Consider the following 26,590-nt stretch of genomic DNA (forward strand, 5'->3'; position numbering starts at 1 on the left):
GTTCCGATCATGTTGCGTCGGAACGGGCGCTCGGGGCGATCCGGTCGGACCGCACTACGGCGTCTTGAGATTCCAGATGCGCGCCGCGTTCAGGCCAAAAACCTTCGCCTTGATTTCGGGGGTCAGCTTCGGATAGCCGTACCCTTCGACAAGCTGGTCAGGGATCTGGAACTTCCGGAAGGCCTCGATCTGCCACTGCGGGTTCCCCCACAAGGCCGAGTCGGTCCCCCACATCACGTAATCCTCGCCGAGATCGCGAAGCAGCGTGCCGAGCACGTGGGCGCACTCGAGCGGCCGGTTCGTCACCGTCGCCGCGAACGTCGAGCCGATCTCGCAGTACAGGTTGTCGCGATGGGGCTTGAATCCTTTCTTGCCCAACGCCGCCAGCTCCTGATGGTAGGGCCACGCCGAGTGGTAGGCGATGAAGTTCAAGTCCCTGAAATCGTCCGCGGCCGCGTCGAGGTCCTCTGGATGGGCGTACCGGGCCATGAACTGGCCGAACGGGATGCCCTTGTGGCAGCCGATGTTCTTAACGCCAAGCTTCCGGCACTTCTCCCAGATCGGGTACGCCTTCTTCTGGTCGTCGAACCACCAGCCGCGGGCCGGGGTCGAGTCGAACGTGTACAGCTTCAGCCCCGAGATCTTGTAACTCTCCACGAACATCTGGAGCCGATCCAGCGTCTCTTCGAGGCCCTGGTTGGGGGTCAGGCCACCGCCCAGCATAACGGTGCGGTCTGGCCAGCGCTGTTTGACCTCCGCCTGCTCCTCGATAGGGATCATGTCCTTGCCGCCGTAGTCCTCGCGGAAACCGAATGGATTGAAGATCGCGACGCTCGTGTCGCTCTCCTCGAGAATCAACTTCCCGAAGTTCTCGACCGTCATGTCCTTGGTGCCGTTCGGCAGCCCCATGCTCTTGCCGAGGTCGTCGAGGAGATTGACAAACCACATCCCCCTCTCGGTGGTGTTCACGCCGGGGATGTAGCCATCTTTCCGCCAGCAGATGTGGGTGTGGGCGTCGACGATGAAGTCCGCCCCCGGCTTCCGGGTGATCATGATCTCCTTGGCCGCGGTCGGTTCAGCCGCTGCAGCTTCCGTAACGTCGAAGAACCGCGAGCCGGTAATCTTGTTCACGGCCAGCATGCAAGCAGCCAACCCGGATGCCGTTTGGAAGAAATGCCGCCGCGATAGTCGATTCTTCGTGGCATACACGTCCGCAAACTCGCGGATCCGCTCCCCCATGTTGCCAGCGAGGAAGAGCGATGTCCCCTGCTCCTCAGGGGTCATCGGGCCGTTGGTGGTTCGCTTATAGTCTTTGAAGTACTCGAAGACACTGAACTCCATCACCCTTCCTCCCTCTGTTAGGGTTATGGGGGCGGCAGTGCGACGCGCGCACCCCCTTTCCTTGAGAATGATGTCAGTCAGCGCCGCTATTTGTTGGATTCCCTGTTCTGCGCGCAGTCACAGGATACGATTCCACCCGTCAAGGGTGGCGGGATTCATTGGGGCACTGGCCATCCAACAAACAACAAAAGCGAAAGTCTCGCTATCTCAGTTTTGATCTGAAACTTAGATGGTGCTGCCAAATTCTGTTGAAGTACCATCATGGCGGACGCGGCGCTACAAGGTGCAGCTACCTCGCAGTCCCAGGCGCCTTTGGCGCCGTCGATGGGACTGAAAAATCAATAAAATAGTGTCCAGATCTATCTAGTCCACTCTCCAAAGTGTCGCAGCCGGGCCATCGGCTTCGACGCCGGAGATCTCGCCTGTAGTCGCAAAGCCATTACTTGTCGATCTACAGGTGAGCGGTGTCGCCCACCGAGGAGACCGCAAGGTGGCAGTTGGCGAAGAGGGCGGTTCGAATGTCTGCTCTTGACCGATTTTGTTGCAAAAGTCGAAACTCGAACGACACCAAAAATCTCGCGAATGTTGATTTTCAGACTGCTCTAGTGCTGCAAATCGCCGCGGCGCCAATACGCAGGTCCGTGGTGGTTTTTCTGAGAAACGATGTGGTCCCTCACGTCGCCACGTGCAACAAGCGCCAGCGCCCCTGAAAATTCTCGTTCGTCACCCCAAAAAGACTTTTGCAACAAAATCGACCCTTAGCCGACATCTGCGGAGCGTTTACGATTAGAGCCCAGACCAAGGAAACTGCCATGACTAAGTACACGGTCGGGCTGAAACTCGAGACGCGCAAGAAGGCGCTCACAATCGAAGCTGAGGACGCGTTGCTTGCAGTTCTCAAGATCAAGCTTGAGGACTCCGGAGGCACTCATCACCTACGTTGATGTCGACGAACAGGACCGTGGCGAGGACACGATCCACCTCGCAGGCCGGGCGCGGGCCCGTCAGGAACTCCCGAATCTCGGCGAGAAGAGTATCGACCTCACCGATCCAGGCGATGTGATCCGCGCCCGGAAGCTCGACGAATTTGGCAGCCGGGATCTGCTCAGCCAGGTCGCACTCGTTCCGAAGTTGCCACTGGTTTCGCACTGCTGTTCATCGAATGGGACCTGAGCCTCGAGGCACCCTACCCCGAAAGGGTGAGTCCTAAGTGACGTGCCCGTATGCTATCAATTGCATGTGCCGATCGGCATGCCGCTCAGTAGCGGGGCGGACGCGGGAACGTACGCCGCCGTCAACGATCAGACAGCCGGGCACAACGCGAACAACCACTGGATCGTGATGCTGGCGGGCGCCCGTTGCGGGGGGACGCATGACGAATATTTTTGATGTCCAGGGCTTCGGTGCATTGTCCGAGTGGAACGGACAATTCTCCAGCCTATCAGCAAACCAGGCCTTCGAGACGATCGCCTCGCTTGGTTCGAACTCGATCGAGCTGACCGTGCGGATCTGGACCCAGAGCAAGACCAGCACGTCCGTCTTTGCCGAGCCCGCCAAGACCGAGAGTGATGCGAGCCTGCTCGCGGGCTTTCAGGCAGCCCATGCCGCGGGATTGTCGGTCGTGTTCAAGGCGGCGCTTTCGCCGCTCGATGGAACGCCGACCCATGCCTTGGCGCCATCGGATGCTGCGAGCTTCTTCGCCTCCTACAAGGCCGAAATCGTCCATCTTGCGACAATCGCCCAGCAGGCGGGTGTCGAGACCTTTGTCATCGGCAACGAGATGGGAAGTCTGACCGGCTCCCAGTATCGCGCCTACTGGACCGACATCATCAGCGCCGTGCGCCAGGTCTATCAGGGTGAGCTGACCTATGCGGCGGCAACGGACGAGGCTTGGAAGGTAAGCTTCTGGGATCAGCTCGACACGATCGGCGTCAACACCTATCCGCCGCTGACGTCGAGCACCACGCCCACAGTCCAGGATCTCATTCACGCCTGGAGCGAGGTGCCGTTCAACCCGTATTACGCGGCTGCATTCGAGTACAAGTCGCCGGTCGATTTCCTGCATTCGCTGTCCCTGAAGTACAACAAGCCGGTCCTGATGACAGAAGTCGGCTACCGCAGCATCGACGGCACGGCGATTTCGCCGGGCTCGTGGACCACGAGCGCCACCGCCAATGAGAGCGCGCAGGCGGACGCCTACAATGCATTTTTCCAGGTTTGGACGGCAAACGGCGGCAGCTGGTTCAAGGGTGTCGAACTCTGGCAGTGGGATCTCAATAACCAGTACAACAGCACCGGCTATTCGGTGATGGGAAAGTCCGCCGAGGCCTTGGTCTCGGAATATTTCCACGGCCAGCGGACCGTGCCCGGCCTCACCATCAATGGATCCCCTGTCGCTGATGTGATCGATGTCGGTTCGGGCCACAACGACATCAATGGCGGGCTCGGCGATGACGTCATTCGCAGCGGGGCAGGTGACGATGTGATTATCGGTGGCCCGGCCACCACCGCAAAGCTTTCCACCACAACGCTCACCCTAACCGGCTGGGGCTCGGTCGTGAACGGGGTTGGCGCGCAGGCGCAGATCCTGGTCAACGGCAAGGCCGTGTCCGGCATTATCGAGTTCCAGCCGGCGACGGACCCCTCGGGCTATCAGACCCACACGGTCAGCTTCGACAACACGGCTGTCGGTCCGGTCAATAGCGTCGACATCAATCTCGTCAATGCGACCCCAGGACGCGCATTGCATGTCAAGGACTTTTTGATCAATGGGGTCGCGCTCACGCCGAGTGACGGCACCAATGCCAGCGCCCCCGGCACCTTCGATCTCTATGTCCGCACCATCCATTTCGATACGACCAATCATCAGGATTGGTTCGTCGGGTCGTCAGCCGATAATGACCTGATCGATGCCAGTGCGGGCAACGATGCTATCACCGGCGGCACCGGCAATGATACTGTCGATGGCGACGATGGGCTCGACACGGCCGTGTTTCAGGGCAATTTGGCCGACTACGCCATCAGCGTTGTCGACGATCAGATCGTCATCAGCGACAAGGTCGCCGGCCGTGACGGCACCGATCATCTGACACATGTCGAATTCCTACAATTCGCCGACAGCTCGGTTAATCTCACCGCGCCCCCGACGTCGCCGAAAAATCTTGATCTGGCGGCGGCAGACGACACCTTCGGTGTCGGGACCAGTGGCACCAATGCTGATAACCTGACGAGGCTCACCTCTGGTTTGACGATCAGCGGATCGGGCGACAGCGGCGCGACTGTCACGCTGTTTGACGATGTCAATAACAACGGCATCATCGACACGGGCGAGACCCTGACCACGGCGTTGGTCAGTGGCGGCAGATTTGCGGCCGATATCTCGCTGAGCGGTGATGATGTTCACCACGTGAAGGCGATCGAGACCAACCTGGTCGGCAATGTCAGCACGGTTTCGGCTGCGCTCGACATCACCATCGACACGCTGGCTCCGATGCTCGCTGCGACGTCCAGTCGTGCCATTAGCGCCAATCTCATCAGCATCAACGGCACGGGCGAAGCTGGTGCCGCCGTTACGGTATCGGAGAATTCAACCGTGTTGGCTACCACAGCGGTTGGAAGCACTGGCACCTGGTCGTTCAAGCTGGCCAATGTGACGAACGTCGACCACACCTATTCCATTGTAGAGACCGACACCGCCGGAAACATGTCGACCAGTTTCGCCATCCACGGCAAGTCGGCAGGCTCTACGTTAACGGGCGGCGCGGGGAACGATGCCATTTATAGCAATGGAGGTAACGACACCATTAATGGCTTTGTCGGAAAGGACACCGTCGATGGCGGTGCGGGCATCGACACGATTGTGCTCAACGGAACGTCGACAAACCTCAACAACGCCACTGACCTGCAGATCACCAATGTTGAGGCCGTATCTGCCGCGGGTTCGACGGCGGCCGTGACGATCGACCTGCATAACCAGAGTGAAGGTTTCACGATCAGCGGCGGCAATTTCGCCGACGTTATTGTCGGGGGTGACGGCAGGGACCGCATCATCGGCGGCGGTCAGGGCGACACGCTGACCGGCGGGCCGGGCAACGACACGTTTGTCTTCAAATCGGTCTTCGATTCCAAGCCGGGCACAGGCAACTTCGATACGATCCTCGGATTTACCCATGGATCGGACAAAATCGACTTTTCGGCAATCACCGGGTTGGCGACAGTTGCGCCGGCAGGTTCGGCACCGCCCCAGATTGCGGCGCACACGATTGAGATCGTCACAAGCGGCGGCAATACGATCATCTACGCCAACGCGTCCAACTCGTCGGAGAGCCTCGCCGATGTGGACATGGAGATACATCTGACGGGTGTATCCAACCTGACGTCCTTCGATATCGTTCTCTGAAGAACCGTGGAGCAGATCCGGTCTACTCCACGAGAGCGTCTGTTGTTGGCACAATGTCTGTTTATAGGGGGTAGAGCGGAAGTCGTCGATACGCGGCCAAACCGACGCGAATGACCCACAACGGACTTCCGCGGCGAAGAGCGCTCACCCGGAAAGCCGTGGTATATCTGTCCGCGGTATATCTTGTCGCGGCTGGCAGGCAACGCTACCCTCCGGGGTCCTAGTGTTACTAACGGCCCCATAAGGCCTTCTCACGAAGTGCGCGAAGTGCGGGCACGACAATCGCACCGGGGCAAAGTTCTGCGAAGAGTGCGGCGCGGACCTCTCCGCGGTGTGCATGAACTGCGGCGCTCAGCTTTCCCCGACCGCTAGGTTTTGCCGGGGGCTGATGTCGCGCGCGGTCGTCGCCGCCTATTGCTTCAAAGGCCCGCCTGGCATCGTTGCGTCTGGCGCGCTCCATGAGGCGGTCGCGGAGATCCTGCAATTCTTCGGTGACGATCTGCTCGCGGGATGCAATTTGATCAAGATCAGTCCGAGCGCAGGGCTTCGACGGGTTGCAGCAGTGACGCCTTCCAGGCCGGGTAGAAGCCGAAGAAAATGCCCACTCCCGCCGCGAAGGCCATGGCGACAAGGCTCAGCGGTCCATTGAGCACCACGCCCAGGTCGGCGTAGTGTTCAACGGCCACGGCGCCGCCTACGCCCAGGGCGACCCCAACGCTGCCACCGATCAGGGACAGCGTCATCGCCTCGATCAGGAATTGGCCCAGGATGTCGCTTCGCCGGGCTCCAACCGCGAGCCGCAGCCCGATTTCGCGGATCCGCTCGGTGACCGAGACGAGCATGATGTTCATGATGCCGATCCCACCAACCAGGAGCGACACGGAGGCGATAGCAGCAAGCAGAATCCCGAGCGCCCGCGCGGAGTCCTCCTTGGCCCGCATCACCTCCGTCAGGTTGATCAGGTGAAAATCGTCCTCCTGAGCCGGCAAAAGACCGTGGCGCTCGCGCACGACCTGACGAATCTCGGTGAAGGCCGAAGCCATGTTGGCGCCATCGCGCACCTTGATGATCACGCCCGAGATCGCCCGAGGATTGGCCGGATTGCGCCCGAGGACCCGATTGAACGCGGTCGAGATCGGGATGACAGCGGTGTCGTCCGTGTCGAGCCCAGCCAGGCTTTGCCCCTTGGCGGCCAGTTCGCCGATCACGGTCATCGGAATGCGGTTGACGCGGATTTCCTGCCCCACCGGGCTCTGGTTGCCAAACAGTTTTTCGGCCACGGTCCGCCCGAGCAAGACCACCTTGCTGCCTTGGACCACGTCCTCCCGGTCAAAGGCGCGGCCCCGGCTCACGGCCCAGTTGCGAATGGTGAGATACTCGGGCGTCGTGCCGGTGACCAGGGTGGACCAGTTCGCATTGCCATAGACGAGTTGCATCCCCGCGAAGTTGTGCTGTGGCGAGGCCGCGACCACAGCCGGGATTTCGTTCTCGATGGCCTGCGCGTCGGCAAGCGTAACGCTTGGTCGTGACCCCTGTCCCTTGGACACGCCGCTGCTCTTCAGCGCCCCCGAATTCAACACGATGGTGTTCGCCCCGAGATTGCGCATTTCGGTCTGGATGCGCTGGCTCGCCCCGCCTCCGACCGCCATCATGACCGTCACCGATGACACTCCCAGAACGATGCCAAGCATGGTCAGCCCGCTGCGCAGCTTGTTGACGCAAACGGCGCGCAACGCCGCAAGGGTGCTGTTAACGAGTTTCACGCGGCGGCCCGCATATCTTGGTTCTGATCATCGGACACTACTCTGCCATCCTTGAAGTGGATGACCCGGCGTGCATAGCGGGCGACCTCGGCGTCGTGAGTCACGACGATCACCGTGAGCCCGCCCTCGTTGAGCCGGACCAGGGCGGCCATGATCTCCTCGGAAGTCACCGAGTCGAGCGCACCAGTGGGCTCGTCGGCGAGCAGAAGCAGCGGCTCGTTCACCAGGGCGCGGGCTATCGCGACCCGTTGCTGCTGTCCGCCGGACAACTGCGAGGGGCGATGGTGCTCGCGTTCCAAAAGGCCCACCTGCGCCAGGGCCTTGCGCGCCCGGCGCCTGCGTTCGCGCCGCCCGAGACCGGCATACACCATCGGAAGCTCGACGTTTTCGAGCGCCGTCGCCCGCGCCAGCAGATTGAACTGCTGGAACACGAAGCCGATGCTCGTGTTGCGGAGTTCCGCGAGCTTGTTGCTCGACAGGCGCAGCACGTCCTCTCCAGCGAGGTGATAAGTGCCGCTGCTGGGGGCGTCGAGGCAGCCGAGAAGGTTCATCAATGTGGACTTGCCGGAGCCCGACGAGCCCATGACGGCAACGAATTCACCCCTGTGGATGGCGAGCGACACGCCCCGGAGCGCAGGCACCGCCGTCTGGCCGACCACGTAGGTTTTTGTCAGATCTGAGACGGCCACCAGCGGCATCTACATGCTCCCGATGATCCGCCGCGTGATGGTGGGCGGCGGCTCTCTCTGATCGACCCCGACGATGACCTGCTCGACCGGCTCGGCGAAGGAGACCTCGACCATGCTGCCGTCCGACAGCCCCACTCGAACGGGAACCGGTCTCGGCCGTTGATCCTCCCCCAAGGTCCAGAGGTGGGAAGCTTCCGGTCCGCGCTCTCCGCCCGGGGTAAAGCGCAATGCGGCGACGGGCACCTTATGCACGTTCGTGTGGGCGTCGATGACAATGCGGGCGTTCGCCGTCATTCCGGGCATCAGCATCTTGTCCGGGTTCGGCGCGTCGGCCACCACCACGTAGGTGATCACGTTCTGCTTCTCGTGGGAGTCCTTACGGATCTGCTTCACCTCGGCCCGGAACTCGCGTCCGGGGAAGCTGTCCACCGTGTAGATGACCGGCTGGCCCTCTCGGACCTTGCCGATGTCGGCCTCATCAACGGAGATCTTAATCTGCATCTCGCGGAGATCCTGAGCCACGGTGAACAGCGTCTGGGTCTGCAAGGTGACCGTGACCTGCTGGCCCTCCTCGATAGTGCGGCCGATCACTACTCCGTCGATGGGCGAGCGGATCTTGGTCCGCTCCAGCTCGGTCTGCGCAGCCTTCACGCCCGCCCGCCTTTGCTGCACGACCGCGTTGGCATGAATCACCTGCGCCTCGGCCGAGCGCCGCGCTGACTCGGCCGCCTGAGCAAGCGCGATCTTGGTGCGCTCGTCGGCTTCAGCCGATTTGTGGTTTTGGACCGCCATGTCGAACGCGGCCTGCGCCCTGAATAACTCAACCTGCGAGACGTTGTCCGCCCTGGCCAAGGTACGCTTGCGCTCCAGGTCGCGCTGGGCCTCGGCGACGACGATGCGCTCGCGCTCGGTCGCGAAGCGAGCCCCCTCCATCACGGGGGCGGCGCTGGCGAGATCGGCGGCCGCCTTTTCCTGACCACGCTTCTGAATCAGCACGGCCGCTTCGGCGACGCTCAATTCGCTTTGCGCTTGCTCCAAAGCGATCTGGAAGCTGAGCGGATCGATCTGGGCGATCACGTCGCCCGGACGAACCTCGGTGTTGTAGTCCGCCAGGATGCGGAGCATCTGCCCGGATACCTGCGAGCTGACGAGGACGGTCGTGATTGCCGACAACGCGCCACTCGCCGTCACGGTTGTGGCGATGTCCCCCCGACGAACCGGCGCAAGAAGGTATTTAGGACCTTCAGGAGGGGCGTTCAGCAACAATTCGGGGAGGTACTGCGCCGCTTGAGTCCAGGCGAAATCCCACGCGTTCTCGGGGAGAATCCCCCGATTGTATGCCGCCGCCCCCAAACCGACGGCGACCAGAGATCCCAGCAGCAGCTTCATGAGAGGAACTCCGCGAGAGGTCGGCGGCCCTCAGGGAAGAGTCGCCGACCGACTAAATTGCTAAGCCTTATTGCTTGGGCTTAGGCGTGTTCCCGCCGGGGTTGGTGGTCGTTGAGGAAACCGGCGTGGAGCCGGTATCCGAGCTACTGTTGCATGCAGACGTTTGGGTATTCGTGGTCGTTGTCTTCCAGCCTTTCGAAGGATCATCGGTAGACGTCGTCGTGCACGTCTTGGTACTGCCTGCGTGGGCGGCCGGCGAGAATGACAATAAGCCGACAGCGGTCAACGCGGCCAGGGTTGTTGCAACCGTCAGATTTCTCAGTGACATCATAGTGCATCTCCTTTCGGTTGGCGCAACGGCCCCCCAACCAACGGCACCCCCAACCATTGCACTGAGCTCCTTCAGCAAGACGCGCGCCAACCCGCAAGTCATTGGTCTGATGAGGGAAAACGAATCTACGGCATAGCTCGGAGGGACGCTACGGTCCCACCCATGACAGTGCTGGACCGGCAGGCCAAGCGTCGAACCGCTGGACGGATTGAATAATTTCGCGTTGGCGCGGGGGTGGGACGAAAATGTCCCGAGGAGGGCCGCAACTGACCCGCTGTCGACGCAACGATTTCCGTTAAGGGTTGGGTCGAATGTTGTAACGTTTCATCAGACGGCCAAACGCGCGCCGGTCCTTTTTTGCGAGGCGGGACGCACGCGTAATATTACCGCCGGTTTCACGAAGCTTTTCCTCAATATAGGCTCGTTCGAACGCTTCGAGGGCCCGCGCTCGCGCGTCGCGAAAGTTATCGCTCGACGGGTTCGATGACGCATTGAGGACCGGCAAATCGCAGATATCCCCAAGCTGAATCTGTCTACCTTGCGAAAAGATGAAGGCCCTTTGAATCACGTTGTAAAGTTCGCGTACATTTCCCGGCCAATCATATTCTCTCAATTTCCGGACAACTGCGGGAGCAAGGGTCTTAGCTGGCGTGCCGCTCTCTGCGGAGAGCTCGCTCACAAAATAGCGGGCAAGAATCGAGATGTCGCTGCGCCGTTCGCGCAGCGGAACAAGATGGAGTTGAAGTACGTTCAATCTGAAAAATAGATCGAGTCGAAATCGCCGTTCGCGCAGCAAATCATTCAGATCCTGGTTGCACGCGCTAATGATCTTCACTTCGGTCTTCATAAACCGTTCGGAACCTATCGGCCTGTAAGTATGCTCCTGGAGCAATCGCAACAGTTTGGACTGAAATGCAATTGGAAGTGCGTCGACTTCATCCAGGAAGAGCGTGCCGCTACCCGCAAGCGCAACCAGCCCCATTTGGTCGCGGTGTGCGTCGGTAAAGGCGCCGCGTGCATGGCCAAACATTTCGGTCTCGAACAGATGCTCGGGAAACGCCGAGCAGTCCACCGGAATGAACGGAGAATCCCTGCGAACGCTCAGACGATGGATTGCGCGTGCGCATAGTTCCTTGCCGGTACCCGTCTCGCCTGTAATGAGAACTGGACTGTTGTTTCGCGCCACCAGCGGAATTTGTTCGACGGTACGCAAGAAGGCTGGATGATTGCCCACTAGTTCCGCAAGCCCAAGTTCTCGCGTTCGGCGTTCTTGGGTGGCCGCCACGTTATTGTCACGTGGATCGTTCGCAAGAAGCCGCGCAACCCGATGGCGCCATTCGCCTGGATGGATGGGCTCGACAATAAAATCGTCGACCGCTTGTGCGGCTAGGTGAATAAGACCGTTATCGGCGGGAAGAACGGCAAGCGTCGGAGTGCTGATTGGATTATTGACAAGCCAACGAAAGAAATTTGCGGCGTACGAGCATCTCGGGGCCGCCACGGCCACAACAAGATCCGCTCGGTGCTCTCGCAATCGTTCAAGAACCAGCGAACTCCATTGAATATGTTCGGAAACGAAATTCAACGCGCCTGCGCATTCTTCCCGAAGCGGGGACGACACACTCTCAATAAACAGCACCAGTCGTGGCATGACGCTGCGTTTGATCCCACCTCGCATCCCGCATAGGGCAAAGTTGGGTGCGCAGAGCTCATCCAGCGCGAAAAACGTTCTTTGACTCACCCACCGTCAGTCCACGCCACCCCTCGTCGAGTAAACGCTTGCCACCACGCACCCAAAGCCGGAGTCAGTGCCCTGTCGTCAACGCTCGCACCTGCCAGCCCGTCCAGCCTTAGAGCCGGCAGCTTGCAGGCGCGGCAAGAACAAGGCAAGTGATTCACCTCACTGACGCGATGGCGCATCCGGGTTACCTCGAACGGGACCCATGTAGGGCCACGGGCGTGGCTCGGCAACGCAGAATCTTTCTGAAGGGGACGTTCTCAATGCCCAGTGATTGTGTACGGCTGCGCCACGCTATCTACAGCGTTTGCTGGAGACATCCGGAACATCATTCACAGCCGGCGAAGCGCGCCCGGAGCTCAGCGTCGCGGCAGTCGCTGGCGGCAGCGCAGCTAACAGTCGATTACTAACGCTGATATGGCGCTGCATCATAGTAGACTCTTTCCCCCAGTGGCTTTGATTCCTTCGGATTTGCGAAAATTCGAAGGAGAGCACGATGGCCTGTACTGAAATCACTCGGCGACAGGATCGCCGTGAGGGGCTGCGTTATGCAAGCGGGCTGAGCGACACGGAACGGGGGATTGCTGAAGCCATCGATGCCTTCCCCGTCCCGCATGAGGCCGCTGAGACGGACTTGCGAGCCGTAGCGAATGCGATCATTCTCAACCTCAAGACTGCCAAGAACCACGGCCTGACCATTCTGCCGGGTGTGCTTGCGATCGCCGAAGAGGTGATCGAATGAGTGCATGAGTCCGTTCCTGTGCAGGTTTTCGGATGCCGGGATGACGAAGCTATCCCCGGGCACCGACGGCCGGCGTCCGAAAAGCGCCAAGGCACGAAATCGCGGGAGGTGGGGCGCTGACGGTGCAGCGGGCGCTATGGGGATTTTGCCGCGAGCTCGGGCTTGAGAAGGCTGGAGCGGAGCGGTTGCGGCGAACGGTTTTCCGCCAAGCATGGGCGCGTGCGTCGGTATGAACAAGCGATCTGCGCGTGGCGCGACAAGATTGGTCGCGCGATTGGTGGTGAATCCCGCACGCTGATACGAGCGTGGGCGCTGTCGGCTGTGAGCCGGCCAGAATGGCGCTCGTCACTGCGGTCGTTGATCGGCGGCGATGGTCTCATGATGTGTCGATCCTGATCGGCGCCGGTGCCGGTGTGGGGCGGTGCTTGGGCTCGCAGCCGCGCTCGAAGGTCTCGATGACGATCATGCGACCGCCGCAGCACGGGCATGGACGCGGCAGCACGCGGGGTTCGTTGATCGCGGCTTCGGGCGTCTCGGGTTCTTTAGGGCGCGCCGGCTGAGCGAGCAGCTGGCGCGCGTGCGCAATGTTTGCGGCTCGGGTGCCGTTGGCGAGCAGCCCATAGTGTCGGATGCGATGGAAGCCCTTCGGCAGCACGTGGATCAGGAAGCGCCGGATGAACTCGTCGGTCGCCAGCGTCATCGCCTTGGTGCGGGCGGGCCCCTCGATCCGATAGTCCTTGTACTTGAAGGTGACACCGTTCTCGTCGGCGGACAGCAGCCGGCGATTGGAGATCGCGATGCGGTGGGTGTAGCGCGACAGATAGCGCAACACCTGCCTGGGCCCGGCGAACGGCTCTTTGGCGTAGACCACCCAATTGATCTCGCGCAGTGGCGCCAGATAGGCAGCGAATGCAGCCTTATCGGCGAGCCGCGCATGCTCGCCGAAGAACTGCAGGCGGCCGGCGTGGTGAGCCGCGACCAGCATCTCCAGAAACAGCCTGCGGAACAACGCCGAGAGAACCTGCACGGTCAAAAAATAGCGTGGTCGGCACGCGATCCACTTCGATCCGTCCGGCGACAGGCCACCACCCGGCACGACCATGTGGACATGCGGGTGATGCGTCAGCGCGGAACCCCATGTGTGCAGCACCGACATGAAGCCGATGCGAGCGCCGAGATGCTTGGGATCGGCCGCGATCGTGAGCGTGGTCTCCGCCGAGGCTTTGAACAGCAGGTCGTAGATCACCGCCTTGTTCTGATAGGCGATGTCGGCGATCTGCGCCGGCAGCGTGTACACCACATGAAAGTACGGCACCGGCAGGAGATCGGCCTCGCGCTCGGCCAGCCACTCGCGGGCCGCAGCGCCCTGGCACTTGGGGCAGTGCCGGTTGCGGCAGCTGTTGTAGGCGATGACGGTGTGGGCGCAGGTCTCGTTCTCGCAGCGCGCCACATGGCCGCCGAGCGCCGCCGTGCGGCAGCGCTCGATCGCACTCATGACCTTCAGCTGGCCGAGACTGACGTGGCCCGCATTGGCGCGCCGCCACGCCGCCCCGTGGTCGCGCAAGATATCCGCGACCTCCAGCGCTGGACGCGACACAGCTCCCGGCCGTTACGCCGGCGGCGGGTTCTTCCTGCTCTTCCTGGGTCTCTTGCGAGGCTGCGACAGCCGGTCGAGCGGGCTTTCGATCGCCGCGATCATGCCGGTGGCGACACGGGTATAGCGCGCCGTCGTGTCCAGTTTGTCGTGACCCAGCAACGCCTGGATGAATCTGATATCGGTGCCGTCCTCGAGCAGGTGGGTCGCGAAGCTGTGGCGCAGCGCGTGCAGCGTCACGCCCTTCCGGATTCCGGCCGCATCCGCGGCCTCATGGAACAGGCGGTTGAGCTGGCGGGTGGTCATCGGCTTGCCGCCCCTGCGGCCGGGAAACAGCCAACGTTCTTCCAGGGGCGTTCCCGCATCGTGCCAAGACGGGCGCGCCTTCCACCATTGCCGCAACAGATCGAGCGTCTTTGACGACAGCATGACATTACGGTCCTTGCGCCCCTTGGACTGCTCGATGCGAATGATCTTCTGCGCGCTGTCGATATGCTTGACCTTGAGCCGCACCACCTCGCCGGCGCGCAACCCGCAGCCATAGCCGAGGCTGAGCAGGAGGCGGGCCTTGAGGCTGCCGGCGACGGCCAGGAGGCGCCGCGTCTCATCCTGGCTCATCACCAGCGGGATCTTCTGAGGCTCGCGGAGATGATAGATCTCGGCCGCAAGGTCCAATCGGCGCAGCGTCACGCGGAACAAGAACCGCAACCCGGTCATGATGCGGTTGCGGTTGCAGATGCTCGCGCCCGTCTCGGCCAAGTGCAGCTGGAAGCGGCGGATGTCCTCAAGTGTGGCCGTGTCGGGGGACTGCTTCACAAACGCCGCGAACCGCTTGCAACTGCTGATATGGCCTCTCTGCGTGCCCGCACAGAGCTTGCGCGCATTCATGTCCTCGATCATGCGCTGGCGCAGCGGGCTGACAGCATCCGTACTCATAGGAAACTCCTGTCTTGAATGAGGTTGACGACACCTCGATCTTCAAGACAGGGCGACCCGCGCGCTATCGACGATCTTGACCCCGGCTACCGTGCTCGCGGTCGGGCTCCCCGCGCAGCGGGCTATCGCGCAGCGATTTAGTGCACTGGCCCTTCGGGGACCTAGTGAAGGCCAATCCCAACGTCTGCTGGTCAGGGTAGACCGGAAATGGAGCGGCGTCGGTCAAATGGCGCTTTTGACCATAGCCGTCCTGCGTCACGCGCCGCATCTGCGACGCAGCATTTGATCCCGCAGTGAGTGCGACGACCATCGAAACGTGATACTCTGCGTTCCGTCGTCCTCAGGCCTGGCTAAGCGGATCGAATGAAGCGGCGGGAGTTCATAGCGGGCACTGCGGCGCTGCTCGTTTCGCCACGGCGTTCGCGGGCCCAAGCCACGCCTCGCCGAATCGGTTTCCTGGGTAATTTCTTAGATCCGCCGGGTCGCGAGGCGTGGCGTAATGGCTTGCGCGAAAGGGGCTGGATCGAGGGCAAGAACCTGCTCGTCGAATATCGTTTGGCCGAAACCCCGGATCGCATGCCAAATTTAGCTGCCGAGTTGGTGGGTCTAACTCCCGATCTGATAGTTGCTGCCGGGCCGCAAGCAGCCGTACCCCTGAAATCGGCAACGGCCACCATTCCGATTGTGTTCGTGGCTGTGTTTGATCCCGTGGGACTCGGCCTCGTCCAAAGCTTGGCGCATCCAGGCGGCAACATAACGGGTCTTGCGACCTATGTGCCAGGAGGTTGGGTCGCAAAACGAATCGAAATCCTCCGGGAACTGGTTCCTGGCGCCTCGAAGATTGCGATCCTGGTCAATCCGGGCAACCCAATTCACAGGCTGCTCTTGGCCGAGGAGATACCCAGTACCGCCCGAAACCTTGGCGTGGATCTCCCGATAGTGGAGGCGAGCACGGCCGAGAAACTCGACATTGCGTTTGCCTCGGCCGCTTCCCAGCGCGCCGATGCAATAATTGTTTTTGGCGATCCTCTGACCATGATCGAGGCCCCCGAGTTGTCGCGCTCGCAGCGGAGCATCATCTGCCCGCGATTTATCTCTTCCGACAATTCGCCAATGGCGGATTGGTCGTCTACGGCCCCGATATATTCGACCTGTTCCGCCGTGCAGGCGGCTACGTCGACAAGATTCTCAAAGGCATCAAGCCTTCCGATCTGCCAATAGAGCAGCCGACCAAATTCGAGCTGGTGATCAACCTGAAGACTGCCAAAGCCCTCGGCCTGACCGTCCCGCCATCGATACTCGTCCGCGCCGACGAGGTGATCGAATGACGTCGGCGAATGTCTTTGTTGGCAGAAGCTGCCAATCCGAGATCTCCGCTAAACGGTCGCTTTCGAGGGGAAAGCGGACGTTGCCCGAACAAGCCATTTCGGTAGCGTTTGACCCAACTGTATGGTCCGGCCGTGCGGTGCAAGAGGTTCGTCGACCTGGTTGATGCGGTCTTGCATTACTGTATCCGGCCTCTGGTTGGAGCGTGTGCTCCGGGCCACCATGGATATCAGCGCGCATGCGACTTGATTCTCGGATAAGCCTCGAACGGGCTAGTTGGGTCACCAGTGTTCGCGCGCGCCGGAAGACCGATCACTCCATCGTCGTCTGATCCTCTCGTAGACGTTGGGCAGACTAAACTACATCATCGATAGTTCCTCATTTTTGCGCTGTTCCTTTGTTCGTGCCGGGCGGCCGTTCCTTCGTTCCGGCCTGCGCGTGCAGACGCGCCGCGCGCAGGCGCCGTCAAGGTTGGCCGTCGCGCTTGTCTTGTCTCCCGCGTGCTGCTGCCAGGCCCACGCCTTGACGCGCCTGAGCACGGCGCGAGGTCATGCTGGACGGCACGCCATCGCATCGGTCTTGACGCACGCGAAGCCGCGCTCCTTGTTGAGAACCGCCCACGCGATGCGGGCGAGCTTGTTGGCTAGCGCAATGGCGAGCACGTTGTGGTGCAGTCGCCTCTTCGCCGCCTCGATCCAGGACTTGAGCCCATAGCGTTCCCAATGCTCTGGCCCGAGCTTAACCAGCACGACCCAGGCCGCCTGAACGAAGAGGACGAGCAGATAGCGCTTGCCGCGCTTTGATATGCTACCGAGGATTGTCCGGTCTCTCGTCGAGATCTGTTTCGGGATCAGCCCGAGCCAGGCGCCGAAGTCGCGGCCTTTGGAGAACGCATCGCCGGTGCCGATCGCGGCCACCATCGCACTCGAGATGATGGGACCGATGCGGGGGACCGTCATCAGCCGCTCGCAGTGCTGATCTCGACGGGCGAGCGTTTCAATCTCGCTGGAGAGGCCCTCGATGCGAGCATCCAGGTAGCGCCAGTCTCCCGCTAAATCCTCGATCACGCGCAACATGCGAGGCGAGAGGACGTCGGTGCGCGTCGCCAGAATGCCCGGCAGTTCGACTCGCAGGAAACGCTGTCCTTGCCGTATCGCAACGCCCCGTTCCAGCAGAAAGGCGCGGATTTGATTAGTGATGTCGGTGCGCTGACTGACCAATCGCTCGCGCACCCGATGCAGGGCTTGCAGATGCGACGGCGCTGCTGCCTGTGCAATCCCTAGATCGATAGGCACTCCAAGGCCCGATGCCGGTGAATGACCAATACATCGCGCTATCGACAGCCAATGCCTTCATTCGATTACCTCGTCTGCGCGGCCAAGCAGAGAAAGCGGGAAGGTGAGGTCGAGCGCCTTGGCGGTCTTCAGGTTGATGACTAGCTCGACCTTCACCGACTGCTGGACTGCGAGATCGGCCGGCGTTTCGCCTTTGAGAATCCGGCCCGCGTAGATGCCCACCTCGCGATAGGCATCCAACAGACTGGTGCCGTAGCTCATAAGACCGCCTGCAGCGGCGTAATCGCGGAATGCATAAACCGTGGGGATCGAATGATGCGCCGCTAGCGCAACGAGTTGCTCGCGTCGGCTATTGAAGAATGTATCGCCCTGTACGCAAAGCCCACCAGCCCGAATTTGATCGAGGGTTGCGAAGGCCGGCTCGAAGTCGTGTTCGCTGCTGGCATTCAGGATATGGACTCGCTGGCCAATCGTGCGCTCCGCCTCCCGAACTTGTCGCGAAAGGCGCTCCGAAGTTGCATTTTTCGGATTTACGAGGTAGCCGATGATGGCGGCTTTCGGAACCAGCTCGTGGAGCAACTCCAGTAGCTTCGGTGCTAGGTCGTCGTTTAATGGGGTTACGCCCGTGATGCTGCCGCCCGGCCGACTCAGACTGACGACAAGGCCGAGGGCGATTGGGTCGCCGCCGACGAGGAAGACGATGGGGATGGTCGTAGTCGTCGCCTTGGCAACGAGTGCCGCAGCGGTGCCGAACGCAGCGATGACATTCACCTGTCGGTCGACCAAGTCGGCTGCCAGTACTGGTAATTTATCGTATCTGCCTCCAGCCCAGCGGTATTCGATCGCTACGTCTTGGCCCTCAACGTAGCTGGTCTCGCTCAGGCCGCGACGAAATGCGGTAACTTCAGTGCGCCGCGTTTCGAGCGATGCGCCATGGAGGAATCCGATCACCGGCATCGCCTGCTGCTGTGCGCGCGCGGTGAGCGGCCAGATAATCGCCGCACCGCCAAGAAGTCCGACGAAATCGCGCCGTCTCATGCAGCCCTCCAGGAAGGCCTCAGGACCACGCTAAATCCAGGTCGAAGGGACACATATCGCGGCATGGCTCAGCGGCAAATTCAATTCACAAATTATAAACGCGCGAAGGTTTAACGCCGCCGCCGCGGCTAACCAAACGGGAATGCGGGCTTCGTTATTGGCACCGCTAATCCATCGGATTTGATTGACGCGTTTGACCCTGGCTGTGTGAAAACTCCACAAGCCCGAAAAAGCCTAGAATGGTTTCTCTTAGATCGATCAAAATCGACCGCGCCTAAGGGTTTTCACGAATCGCGATTCACTAGAATATCCCGCGAGCGAGTTCGGGGTTCGCGAGCGTGCGGCGTGGCGCGGCCGCGGGGCATTGGTGTCGAAGCTTGGGATGACGTTGATGGCGTCGTGGATTCAGATCGGCGTAGCGACACAATTGCGACCGGTCTGGAGATTCAGTCGACCAAGTCTTGAATTTCGTTTACGGGTGAAGTGCGCGCACATTCACATTGAAGGCTTGGATCGGACGGTGAAAGCCCTTGAGCACGAGCTCGCCGACAGGTTCGGTCTCTGCAAGCTCCTCGATCGCCGCGAACACCTTGCTGTCGATCAGGATCTGTCCGTTTTTCGCCTCGGCGCACAGTCGCGCGGCGAGATTGACAACCGAGCCGGTGGCCGAATAGTCGAACCGGCCCTCGCAACCGATGCGGCCGAGCGTGGCGTAGCCGTGGGCGATGCCGACCCCGAACCCGAGCTCGTGACCCAACTTGCGCCAGTTGGTCGCAAGCGCGGCAGCGTGGTCGCGCATCGCGACGGCGAGCCGAACGGCGCGCTGCGCAGGATCGACACATGGCAGCGGATCGTTGAACAAGACCATGATGCCATCGCCTGTAAAGCGGTGCAGCGTGCCTTCGAACTCGTGGATGAGTCCACCGAGGTCCGCGTGGTACTCGCGCAGAACCGCTATTACCTCCTCCGGCTCGGCCGTCTCCGCAAAGGCCGTGAATCCCCGCAGATCACAGAACAACACGGTCACATCTCGGCGGTGGCTGTCCAAGAGCTCTTCGCCCGAGGACAGAACGATCTCGGCAATCTGCGGCGCCAGGAAGCTCTTGAGCCGGCCCATGCGTTCGATCTCGGCGACTTGCTCCGTGACGCGCTGCTCGAGCGTGCGGTTCCAGTCGGCGAGTTCGTGCGCCTGTCCCTGCACCTTGTCATGAAGCTCCTTGAGGCGCAGGACCGATCTCACACGCGCTACCAGCGCGGACTGATCGATCGGCTTGGTCAGATATTCGTCGGCCCCGGCCTCGAGCCCCGTGACGACATCCCTGGTATCGGTCCTGGCCGTCACCAGAATGATGGGCATGAACGGCAGCTCGGCATCCTGCTTGAGCCGGCGGCAGACCTCGATGCCGTCGATCTTGGGCATCATGACGTCGAGCAGGATCAGATCCGGGGCCCTTTCTCTCGCGGCAGCGAGCGCTTCCTCTCCGTCGGCCGCGTGCATGAGCTCATAGCCGTGTGGCGCAAGCCGTGCGCTGAGAATGTCGCGGTTCGCCTCGCTGTCGTCGACGATTAGAATGCGGGGAGGATGGTGCATCGGAGCTCGGCTCGTTAGGGCAGATATTCCCGGATCTTGGCGAGCAGCTCACGCGGACTAAAGGGCTTGGTGACATAGCCCTCGCAGCCCGCAGCCCGCGCCTTTTCCTCGTCTCCGCTCAGGGCGTAGGAGGTCACCGCGATAATGGGGATTGCGGAGAGCGCCGATTGAGCCTTGATCCGGCGTGTCGCCTCGTAGCCGTCCAGAAGCGGCAGCTGTATATCCATCAGGATGAGATCGGGCCGATCCGCGGCGGCGGCCGCAACGCCGTCCTCGCCATTTTCGGCTTCGATCAGCTCGTAGCCGACGCTCGAAAGCAAATCCCGCAGGATTCGCCGGTTGTCCTCCTGATCTTCGATCACCAGGATGCGCTTGGTCATGGTTGCCTCGCCTGTCGCTCGACTCGCACCGGAACCGTAAAGGAAAATGTCGCGCCCTCGCCAAGGACCGATTCCACCCAAATCCGCCCGTGGTGCAGTTCGATGATCCGCTTGGCGATCGACAAGCCAAGCCCCGTTCCGCCCTGCTTGCGGGTCGAGGATGTGTCGGCCTGCGCGAACTCCTCGAAGATCTTCACTTGATGGTCTGCCGAAATTCCGGGCCCGGTATCACGAACGGCGACCGTAAACGTGCCATCCGCTACCGAAGCCTTGATCGACACCGAGCCCCGGTCCGTAAACTTGATGGCATTTCCGACAAGGTTGAGCAGCACCTGCGCGAGGCGACGCTCATCGCCGCGGCCAATGGGCAGATCCGGGGCGACTTCAACATTGAGCGCCAGATCCTTTTCGGTCGCGAGCGATTCGACCGCGACGACCACGGCGTGTACGGAGTCTCTAAGTGAGTAGTCGGTCAGCGACAGGGTGAGCTGACCCGCCTCGATCTTGGACAGATCAAGGACGTCGTTGATCAGACCAAGAAGGTGCTTGCCGTTGCTCTGAACGCGCTCGAGCACCGCTCGCATCTTGTCGGGCATGTCACCATAGATGTTGTCCAGGATCAGCTCGGTGTAGCCGAGGATGGCGTTGAGTGGCGTGCGCAGCTCGTGACTCATGTTGGCGAGGAACTGCGATTTGTGCTTGCTCGCAATCTCGAGCTGCCGGCTCTTGTCCCCGATCTCATGGAACAGCCTGGCGTTCTGGATCGCCAGCACCGATTGGGCCGCGAAGGTCTGCAGGAGGTCGATCTTGCCAGCCGCGAACGTACCGGTGTCGCGCCGCCGTACCACCAGGGCGCCGACGATGGTGTCGCGGCTGAGCAACGGCACAGCCAGCAGCGATCGATAGCCGGCGCGCAGGATGAGCTCCAGCGTCGGCGAGGAGGGCTCCTGACGCAGGTCGGGGACCTGCAGGGGTCCGCGAACCGAAACGGCCTGCTGCATCAGCCTCTCACCGGCGCCGATCCGTTGGTCGCGGATCGCTGCGATAAGCGCCTCGTCCATTCCGTAGGTGGCGCTCAGCCGGAATTGCTGTTGCGCCTCATCGAACACGTAGATTGCGCCGGCATCGGTACCCGAGAGCTGCACCGCGTTGGCGACGATGGTCGTAAGCACGGTTTCGAGATCAAGCGTCGAGTTCACCGCCTGCGTGACGTCGCCGAGCGCTTTCAGCTCCTGGACCGAGCGCCCGAGCTCCTCCGTTCGCGCCTGAAGCTCATCGAGCAGCCGAACATTCTCGATCGCGATCACGGCCTGGTCGGCGAAAGTCCGAACCAACTCGACCTGCCTGTCAGTAAACGGTTGAACCCGCTGGCGTCCGAGATTGATCGTACCGACCACGACCCCCTCGCGCAGTAGAGGCACGCCGAGCATGGTGTGAGTTTTTTCCAGCGTCACCGTCTCGGTTATGGAGTATTCCTCGTCGGAAGCGATGTCGGCGATGTGGACGACCTGTCCCTCAGATGCAACCCGTCCGGTCATGCTCCCACGCCCAACGGGCAAAACGCGACCTCGAATGAGCGCGTTGGATTCGGGCGCAAAGGAAAAAGTTGCTACCACCCGATAAGCTTCTCCCTCGAGGTTGGAGATAAGCGCGGAATCGGCTTCGCATAGCCGTACGGCAGATTCGACTAGCGTATCGAGCACCGTCTGCAGGTCAAAGGCCGACCGGCTGATTACCTTGAGCACTTCCGCGGTCGCCGTCTGCTGCTGCAGGGACTCCCGCAATTCTGCGGTCCGCTGCTCGACCTTGTTTTCCAGGTCGGCATAAGATTCCTGCAAGCGCGCGCCCATTTCGTTGAACTGGTCAGCGAGGCTTTCCAGTTCGTCGCCGGTCTTGATTGAGATGCGCTGGCCGAGATCGCCGGCGCCGATGCGTGCGGCGCCCGCGCGCAGCGCCTGGATCGGGCCGACCATGCGTCGCGCCAGCAGGATTCCTGCAAGCACAGCAAACACTGATGCCGCAAGCAGTACGAACGCTAGCCGCTGCAAGGCGGTGTAGAGCGGGGCATAGGCTTCCTCGACCGGCAGTTCGACAAACATGGTCCAACCGAGCGGTAAGATCGGCGCGGATGCGGTCAACACCTCTTTCCCCTGGATGTTGCGCGCGCCCTGCAGCTCGTCGGCTGTGCCGCCCGCCTGCCCACCTTGCGCCGCCTGCACCTGCGCGAGCTTGGACATGTCGGTGTTGCGCAGCACAAGGCTGATGTCGGGATGCGCAATCAGCCGGCCCTGAGCGTCGACGACATAAGCGCGGCCGTGCTCGCCAACCTTGATTTGGGACACCACGTCCCAGATCAGCTTCAAGTTGACCTCGGCGATGCTGACGCCGGCGTCCTTACGGGTGCCGGCCGCCGCCAATGTCATATACGGCTCGGATTCCCTGCGGAAGTAGACCGGCCCGTAGTAGACTTTGTGGGCGACGGCCTCGGTGAATTTCGGCTCCTTTGAAAGGTCAAGGCCGCTGTCGATCACGTTCATGGCCAAGCGCGAGACGAGCAGCCGCTCCTTGCCGGTAGAATCCACCTGCGCGAGTTCGGTGATCGCCGGCACCTGACGCAGCAATCGCAGCGCGTCAAAGCGGCGCTGTTCGATTGAACCCGCCGACCACGGTAATTGGGTGGTCCATCCGAGCTGGCTCTCGATTTCCTTGATGAACCGGCTGATCTTGGCCGCCGCAGCCACCGCCTGTTCGTGCTGAATCCGGATCAGCGAGGCCTTGTGCTCACGGAAATAGAAGAAAACCTCGAAACTTCCGTTGGCTAGCAGCGCGACGCCAACCACGGCGACAAACAGCGCAACGTACTTGATGAAGAGCCCGCTGCGGTTTCTCCCGCCGGATGAAACCGCTCCCACCTCCGCGCTCGCTACCGGCGATCCCGCTAGCGTCCGACCCCGTGGCGTATCCGGGTGGAGGGAGATGCTCATTGCTCAAATCTAGCAGCAATGCTGCAGTTTGTCTCAGCCTGCGGACCGGAAGCCGGCAGGCGGTGACGGGAACCCGAGGGTTGCTCGCCCAGCAGCGAGTTACCGAAAGCTACAATCCCTGGCGGCCACCCAAGCTGCTAAGCTCTCTATGCTACAGGCGTGGTCCTCTGAGGGGGAGGGCGCATGCGACGAAAGGAATTCATCTCATTCCTTGGCAGCGCGGCGACGTGCTTGCCCGCGGCGAGTGAGGCAGCAATCCAATCTCGAAGCCAACTCGACCCGGACGCGTCATAGTTTTGGAGACACTGTCAGCGCTCCACCCAGAGCCTCCCGTTCCATGCGTTAGCCGCGCCGACGAGGTAATCGAATGAGGGCGGCGTAGTTTGCTGCGGCGCATGAGTCCGGAGTTGTGCACTTTTCGGACTCGATCGGTCACGCTAGTGATTCGTTCACGGCGCTAAAGCGGACGTGCTGGGGACATCGTCGGAACGACGCGATTGACCATTCGACCCACCGTGACGAGTTCACTCAGGGTGTATCGACCCTGTAAGCCACAACAGTGCCTTCCATCATCATCGGGATCATGACGGTACCATCCGGCCCCACGCCGAGGTCGGCGCTTCCCTTCGCGAGCGGAAGGAGACGCGTCGCCTTGCCGTTGCTCGCGACGTGGAACAGGCCGCCGCTCATCCAGTCGGTGACAAGATAGCCGCCCTTGCCGTCGGGCTCGACACCATCGAAATTGCCGGCGGGTGTCGAGTCACCCAGAGCAGACACTTTCTTGGTCGCGAGATCGACGGCCTTCATGTGGCCGGGTACCTTGGTCGAAAAGTCCGGGGCCATCTTGCCCCACGACGCGACCACAAGCCTGCCGTCCTCGACGAGGAGCCCGTTCGGGTTATCGAGCGCATCATCCTGCAGCAGGAGCGACAGCTTGCCGCCGTCGAGCACCCAAATGCTGTTTGTCACCATGTCGGATGCGTAGACCCGCCCCGTCTTGTCAGCCGCGAGGTCGTTCAAGAACTTGGATCCGGGTGCCTCGTATCGGTTGATGACTTCGCCCTTGGCGAGGTCGATTTCCGCAATCCGATCGACGTCTGCGGCGTACAGCTTGCCGTTGGCAAGCGCTAGGCCGGTCGGACTGTCGAGTCCCTTGACCCATTCGATTGTGACGACCTTTCCATCCGGCCCAAGCTTTGAAATGAAACCGTTGCCATCCTTTTTCATCGGATCGCCGTTGACGTTCGACACATAAATGACCCCCGCGGCACGGTCAAAGACCACCGACTCGGGCTGCTTGAAGCCACTCGCCTCCCACAGCTTCTGAGGTTCCGCGGCGACGGCACTGAAGGTAAGCACGGCAAACACTAATGCGGAGAGCTGAGGTGTCCTCATGGTAGCCTCCTCGCGATTGCCCCCGAGAAAGGAACAAGCCTGTCACGGCAGATGTTCCGTCCGTTCTTAATTTATGCCCCGCCGACTACCACGCGGATCGAGCACGTGACCAATGCCTGAGTTTGGCACCTTTGAGACATGTCCGCCTATCCTAAGAATGTCTGTTCACCGGGGTAGACCGGAAGTCCGCCAAACCGACGCGAATAACCCATAGCGGATTTCGCTGCCGGCAGTCCGGTGCGCTGGCACACTCTGGTCTGTCCTTCCAATCGGGTGTAGAGTGCACGTCCAGTAGAGAAGGAGGGCATCATGAAATTTGCCTTTCTTTCAACCCTTATCCTTGCACTTTCGACGAGTGCCGGCTTTGCCCAACAGCCCGCGCCGTGTCGAAACTTTGAGGCGACAATTGCGCTTCAAATGACTAAGGATGGTTGCGCAAGCCAGATCGACCTTTGCACCGCAGGAGCAGTCAAGAGCAACGAGCCCGCTCTAAGCGGCGCTACGTGGTTTTTCACGGCGCACGGAATGGCCGAAACGGCAGGACTGGCTTCGTTGCCCAAAGCACTGCAATCTTTCGCGGGAACGGTGGTAGTCACCACAAAAGGAGGAACATTCACGACCACCACTGTTGGCATTTACGACACCGAATCCCAAGCGTTCAGCCAACTCGATAAGATCGTCGAGGGAACTGATCGATTCAGCAACTCCATCGGCCGGCTCATTTTTCTCAACGGCATCGGCCGGCAAGGCGGCGGCTTTGATTCCCACGTTCGCGGCCAATTGTGCGTGAACGAATAACGAGAACCATCCGGTAAACTGAGGCGTAGCTAGACCACGCGGCAACAGAACCGCGCGGGGCTAACGTGGAAACCTCTGTTGGCGGTCTCTTTCATTTTAAACCAAGCCTGCAATATCTGCCTCTGTGAAGGGTTTCGGATGCCGGCCCCATGACGCGGGGGCCGCGCGCACGGGGGCCGGCGTCCGAAAGCCTCCAAGGGAGGAAACCGCGCTTGAGGGAATGAAGGCCGTGCCGCAGGTGCTATGGCGATTTGAGAGCCGCGGGAGAGATTTGTGATCGGGATCGAGCCGCCCCGGCAAGTTGGCCGACGGTGAAGCGGCTGGTGAATCGGCGGCGGATTGCGTCGGACATGATGAACTGTCGGACGATTTGAGACGAGGGCTGGATATCTGAGCGTGCTCTGCCGTGGCCGGTCGAAGGCCGGCGAGCGCGACGACGAGATTTGCGGGATTGTGACGGGCTCATGAGGTGTCGATCCTGATGACGTTCGTTGGAGCTGTCGGCCGATGCCGTGGCGTTGCACCGCGCTCGAAGACCTCGATGATGATCATGCGACCGCCGCAGCATGAGGTTCAAGTTCGCGCTGGCCAAGACGATGACCAGAGCATGAAGCGCAGCCGTTTTTCGGCAGATCATCGCGCGGATTGAGTTTGTTGACCGCCCTGAACCAGAACTTGGCGACTTCGCTCTGCTCGATCCAAAGCCCGGCACGCTCTTCTCGTCCTGAGCGCACCGGTGAGGCTCCGGAGCGAGATGGCGGCCGAAACAAGACTGGCCGCGGATATGCTGGCAATCGGCCACTCCGCCAAAAGGCCGCCGGGAACTGGCTCGCGGCTCATCCTAAAGCGACACGCATCCGC

At 61.2% G+C, this 26,590-nt stretch carries 20 protein-coding genes and 2 pseudogenes; 9 read left to right on the plus strand and 13 right to left on the minus strand.

Going from position 1 to position 26,590, the window contains the following annotated elements:
• Positions 1-54: 54 nt before the first annotated feature.
• A complete protein-coding gene (locus tag V1293_RS32615; RefSeq protein ID WP_334515463.1) occupies positions 55-1,341 on the minus strand; it encodes an amidohydrolase family protein in 1,287 nt (428 codons plus the stop codon).
• An 812-nt stretch (positions 1,342-2,153) separates the two neighbouring features.
• On the opposite strand from V1293_RS32615, the gene V1293_RS32620 reads away from it, so the two are divergent.
• From V1293_RS32620 to V1293_RS36275, 5 genes and pseudogenes are all read left to right on the plus strand, one after another.
• On the plus strand, positions 2,154-2,285 hold the full coding sequence (locus V1293_RS32620; protein ID WP_334515465.1) for a hypothetical protein: 132 nt from the start codon (positions 2,154-2,156) through the stop codon (positions 2,283-2,285).
• Entirely contained in the window at positions 2,251-2,514 is a 264-nt protein-coding gene (locus tag V1293_RS32625; RefSeq protein ID WP_334515467.1) for a hypothetical protein, read from the plus strand. Before V1293_RS32620 ends, V1293_RS32625 begins: the two co-directional genes overlap by 35 nt.
• A 78-nt stretch (positions 2,515-2,592) precedes the next feature.
• A complete protein-coding gene (locus V1293_RS36270) occupies positions 2,593-2,730 on the plus strand; it encodes a bluetail domain-containing putative surface protein (protein WP_442894387.1) in 138 nt (45 codons plus the stop codon).
• Positions 2,714-5,740 carry a glycoside hydrolase family 113 gene (locus tag V1293_RS32630; RefSeq protein WP_442894313.1) on the plus strand — a complete coding sequence of 1,009 codons (3,027 nt, stop codon included), beginning with the start codon at positions 2,714-2,716 and terminating at the stop codon, positions 5,738-5,740. The genes V1293_RS36270 and V1293_RS32630 overlap by 17 nt, the downstream gene beginning before the upstream one ends.
• A 262-nt stretch (positions 5,741-6,002) precedes the next feature.
• Positions 6,003-6,110, plus strand: a pseudogene (locus tag V1293_RS36275) (zinc-ribbon domain-containing protein); the annotation flags it as partial.
• Between the two features lie 157 nt (positions 6,111-6,267).
• Here V1293_RS36275 and V1293_RS32635 read toward each other — a convergent pair.
• From V1293_RS32635 to V1293_RS32650, 4 genes are all read right to left on the minus strand, one after another.
• Complete coding sequence (locus V1293_RS32635) at positions 6,268-7,503, minus strand: ABC transporter permease (RefSeq protein WP_334515470.1); 1,236 nt, start codon at positions 7,501-7,503, stop codon at positions 6,268-6,270.
• Complete coding sequence (locus V1293_RS32640; protein ID WP_334515471.1) at positions 7,500-8,201, minus strand: ABC transporter ATP-binding protein; 702 nt, start codon at positions 8,199-8,201, stop codon at positions 7,500-7,502. The genes V1293_RS32635 and V1293_RS32640 overlap by 4 nt, the downstream gene beginning before the upstream one ends.
• A complete protein-coding gene (locus V1293_RS32645; protein WP_334515474.1) occupies positions 8,202-9,581 on the minus strand; it encodes an efflux RND transporter periplasmic adaptor subunit in 1,380 nt (459 codons plus the stop codon).
• Positions 9,582-10,207: 626 nt separating this feature from the next.
• Positions 10,208-11,653 carry a sigma-54 interaction domain-containing protein gene (locus V1293_RS32650; RefSeq protein ID WP_334515476.1) on the minus strand — a complete coding sequence of 482 codons (1,446 nt, stop codon included), beginning with the start codon at positions 11,651-11,653 and terminating at the stop codon, positions 10,208-10,210.
• 493 nt (positions 11,654-12,146) lie between these two features.
• On the opposite strand from V1293_RS32650, the gene V1293_RS32655 reads away from it, so the two are divergent.
• Positions 12,147-12,392 (plus strand): hypothetical protein, encoded by a 246-nt coding sequence (locus tag V1293_RS32655; protein ID WP_334515477.1) that lies wholly within the window; start codon positions 12,147-12,149, stop codon positions 12,390-12,392.
• A 376-nt stretch (positions 12,393-12,768) separates the two neighbouring features.
• Here V1293_RS32655 and V1293_RS32660 read toward each other — a convergent pair whose 3' ends face one another.
• Both V1293_RS32660 and V1293_RS32665 read right to left on the minus strand, forming a co-directional pair.
• Positions 12,769-13,989 carry an IS91 family transposase gene (locus V1293_RS32660; RefSeq protein WP_334515479.1) on the minus strand — a complete coding sequence of 407 codons (1,221 nt, stop codon included), beginning with the start codon at positions 13,987-13,989 and terminating at the stop codon, positions 12,769-12,771.
• A gap of 12 nt (positions 13,990-14,001) precedes the next feature.
• Positions 14,002-14,922 (minus strand): tyrosine-type recombinase/integrase, encoded by a 921-nt coding sequence (locus V1293_RS32665; RefSeq protein WP_334515480.1) that lies wholly within the window; start codon positions 14,920-14,922, stop codon positions 14,002-14,004.
• 363 nt (positions 14,923-15,285) lie between these two features.
• Between V1293_RS32665 and V1293_RS32670 the strand changes: the two genes are divergently transcribed.
• Both V1293_RS32670 and V1293_RS32675 read left to right on the plus strand, forming a co-directional pair.
• On the plus strand, positions 15,286-16,143 hold the full coding sequence (locus V1293_RS32670; RefSeq protein WP_334515482.1) for an ABC transporter substrate-binding protein: 858 nt from the start codon (positions 15,286-15,288) through the stop codon (positions 16,141-16,143).
• Positions 16,044-16,250 carry an ABC transporter substrate binding protein gene (locus V1293_RS32675; protein ID WP_334515484.1) on the plus strand — a complete coding sequence of 69 codons (207 nt, stop codon included), beginning with the start codon at positions 16,044-16,046 and terminating at the stop codon, positions 16,248-16,250. The genes V1293_RS32670 and V1293_RS32675 overlap by 100 nt, the downstream gene beginning before the upstream one ends.
• Before the next feature lie 546 nt (positions 16,251-16,796).
• On the opposite strand, the pseudogene V1293_RS32680 reads toward V1293_RS32675, so the two are convergent.
• The 6 genes and pseudogenes from V1293_RS32680 to V1293_RS32705 all read right to left on the minus strand — a co-directional run.
• Positions 16,797-17,498 (minus strand): annotated as a pseudogene (locus V1293_RS32680) (IS110 family transposase); the annotation flags it as partial.
• A 102-nt stretch (positions 17,499-17,600) separates the two neighbouring features.
• Positions 17,601-18,581, minus strand: a complete 981-nt coding sequence (locus tag V1293_RS32685; RefSeq protein WP_334515486.1) for an ABC transporter substrate-binding protein — start codon at positions 18,579-18,581, stop codon at positions 17,601-17,603.
• Positions 18,582-19,053: 472 nt separating this feature from the next.
• A complete protein-coding gene (locus V1293_RS32690) occupies positions 19,054-20,172 on the minus strand; it encodes an adenylate/guanylate cyclase domain-containing protein (protein ID WP_334515488.1) in 1,119 nt (372 codons plus the stop codon).
• 14 nt (positions 20,173-20,186) lie between these two features.
• The gene (locus V1293_RS32695; RefSeq protein WP_334515491.1) at positions 20,187-20,552 is read right to left on the minus strand and encodes a response regulator; all 366 of its coding nucleotides are present in this window, start codon (positions 20,550-20,552) and stop codon (positions 20,187-20,189) included.
• Positions 20,549-23,536: a GAF domain-containing protein gene (locus V1293_RS32700; RefSeq protein WP_334515493.1), complete on the minus strand. Its 2,988-nt coding sequence runs from the start codon at positions 23,534-23,536 to the stop codon at positions 20,549-20,551. Before V1293_RS32700 ends, V1293_RS32695 begins: the two co-directional genes overlap by 4 nt.
• Positions 23,537-24,064: 528 nt before the next feature.
• The gene (locus V1293_RS32705; RefSeq protein ID WP_334515495.1) at positions 24,065-24,931 is read right to left on the minus strand and encodes an SMP-30/gluconolactonase/LRE family protein; all 867 of its coding nucleotides are present in this window, start codon (positions 24,929-24,931) and stop codon (positions 24,065-24,067) included.
• Positions 24,932-25,240: 309 nt separating this feature from the next.
• On the opposite strand from V1293_RS32705, the gene V1293_RS32710 reads away from it, so the two are divergent.
• Positions 25,241-25,729, plus strand: coding sequence for a hypothetical protein (locus tag V1293_RS32710; RefSeq protein ID WP_334515497.1), 489 nt, complete (start codon positions 25,241-25,243; stop codon positions 25,727-25,729).
• Positions 25,730-26,590: the final 861 nt, after the last annotated feature.

The sequence above is a fragment of the Bradyrhizobium sp. AZCC 1693 genome, from assembly GCF_036924745.1.
Lineage (GTDB): Bacteria > Pseudomonadota > Alphaproteobacteria > Rhizobiales > Xanthobacteraceae > Bradyrhizobium.

Coding starts and splice junctions, on each gene's coding strand:
- V1293_RS32640 (WP_334515471.1), bottom strand. CDS start 8,201: ATGCCGCTGGTGGCCGTCTCAGATCTGACAAAAACCTACGTGGTCGGC.
- V1293_RS32645 (WP_334515474.1), bottom strand. CDS start 9,581: ATGAAGCTGCTGCTGGGATCTCTGGTCGCCGTCGGTTTGGGGGCGGCG.
- V1293_RS32670 (WP_334515482.1), top strand. CDS start 15,286: ATGAAGCGGCGGGAGTTCATAGCGGGCACTGCGGCGCTGCTCGTTTCG.
- V1293_RS32700 (WP_334515493.1), bottom strand. CDS start 23,536: ATGAGCATCTCCCTCCACCCGGATACGCCACGGGGTCGGACGCTAGCG.
- V1293_RS32630 (WP_442894313.1), top strand. CDS start 2,714: ATGACGAATATTTTTGATGTCCAGGGCTTCGGTGCATTGTCCGAGTGG.
- V1293_RS32620 (WP_334515465.1), top strand. CDS start 2,154: ATGACTAAGTACACGGTCGGGCTGAAACTCGAGACGCGCAAGAAGGCG.
- V1293_RS32695 (WP_334515491.1), bottom strand. CDS start 20,552: ATGACCAAGCGCATCCTGGTGATCGAAGATCAGGAGGACAACCGGCGA.
- V1293_RS32710 (WP_334515497.1), top strand. CDS start 25,241: ATGAAATTTGCCTTTCTTTCAACCCTTATCCTTGCACTTTCGACGAGT.
- V1293_RS32665 (WP_334515480.1), bottom strand. CDS start 14,922: ATGAGTACGGATGCTGTCAGCCCGCTGCGCCAGCGCATGATCGAGGAC.
- V1293_RS32615 (WP_334515463.1), bottom strand. CDS start 1,341: ATGGAGTTCAGTGTCTTCGAGTACTTCAAAGACTATAAGCGAACCACC.
- V1293_RS32685 (WP_334515486.1), bottom strand. CDS start 18,581: ATGAGACGGCGCGATTTCGTCGGACTTCTTGGCGGTGCGGCGATTATC.
- V1293_RS32690 (WP_334515488.1), bottom strand. CDS start 20,172: ATGCACCATCCTCCCCGCATTCTAATCGTCGACGACAGCGAGGCGAAC.
- V1293_RS36270 (WP_442894387.1), top strand. CDS start 2,593: ATGCCGCTCAGTAGCGGGGCGGACGCGGGAACGTACGCCGCCGTCAAC.
- V1293_RS32705 (WP_334515495.1), bottom strand. CDS start 24,931: ATGAGGACACCTCAGCTCTCCGCATTAGTGTTTGCCGTGCTTACCTTC.
- V1293_RS32655 (WP_334515477.1), top strand. CDS start 12,147: ATGGCCTGTACTGAAATCACTCGGCGACAGGATCGCCGTGAGGGGCTG.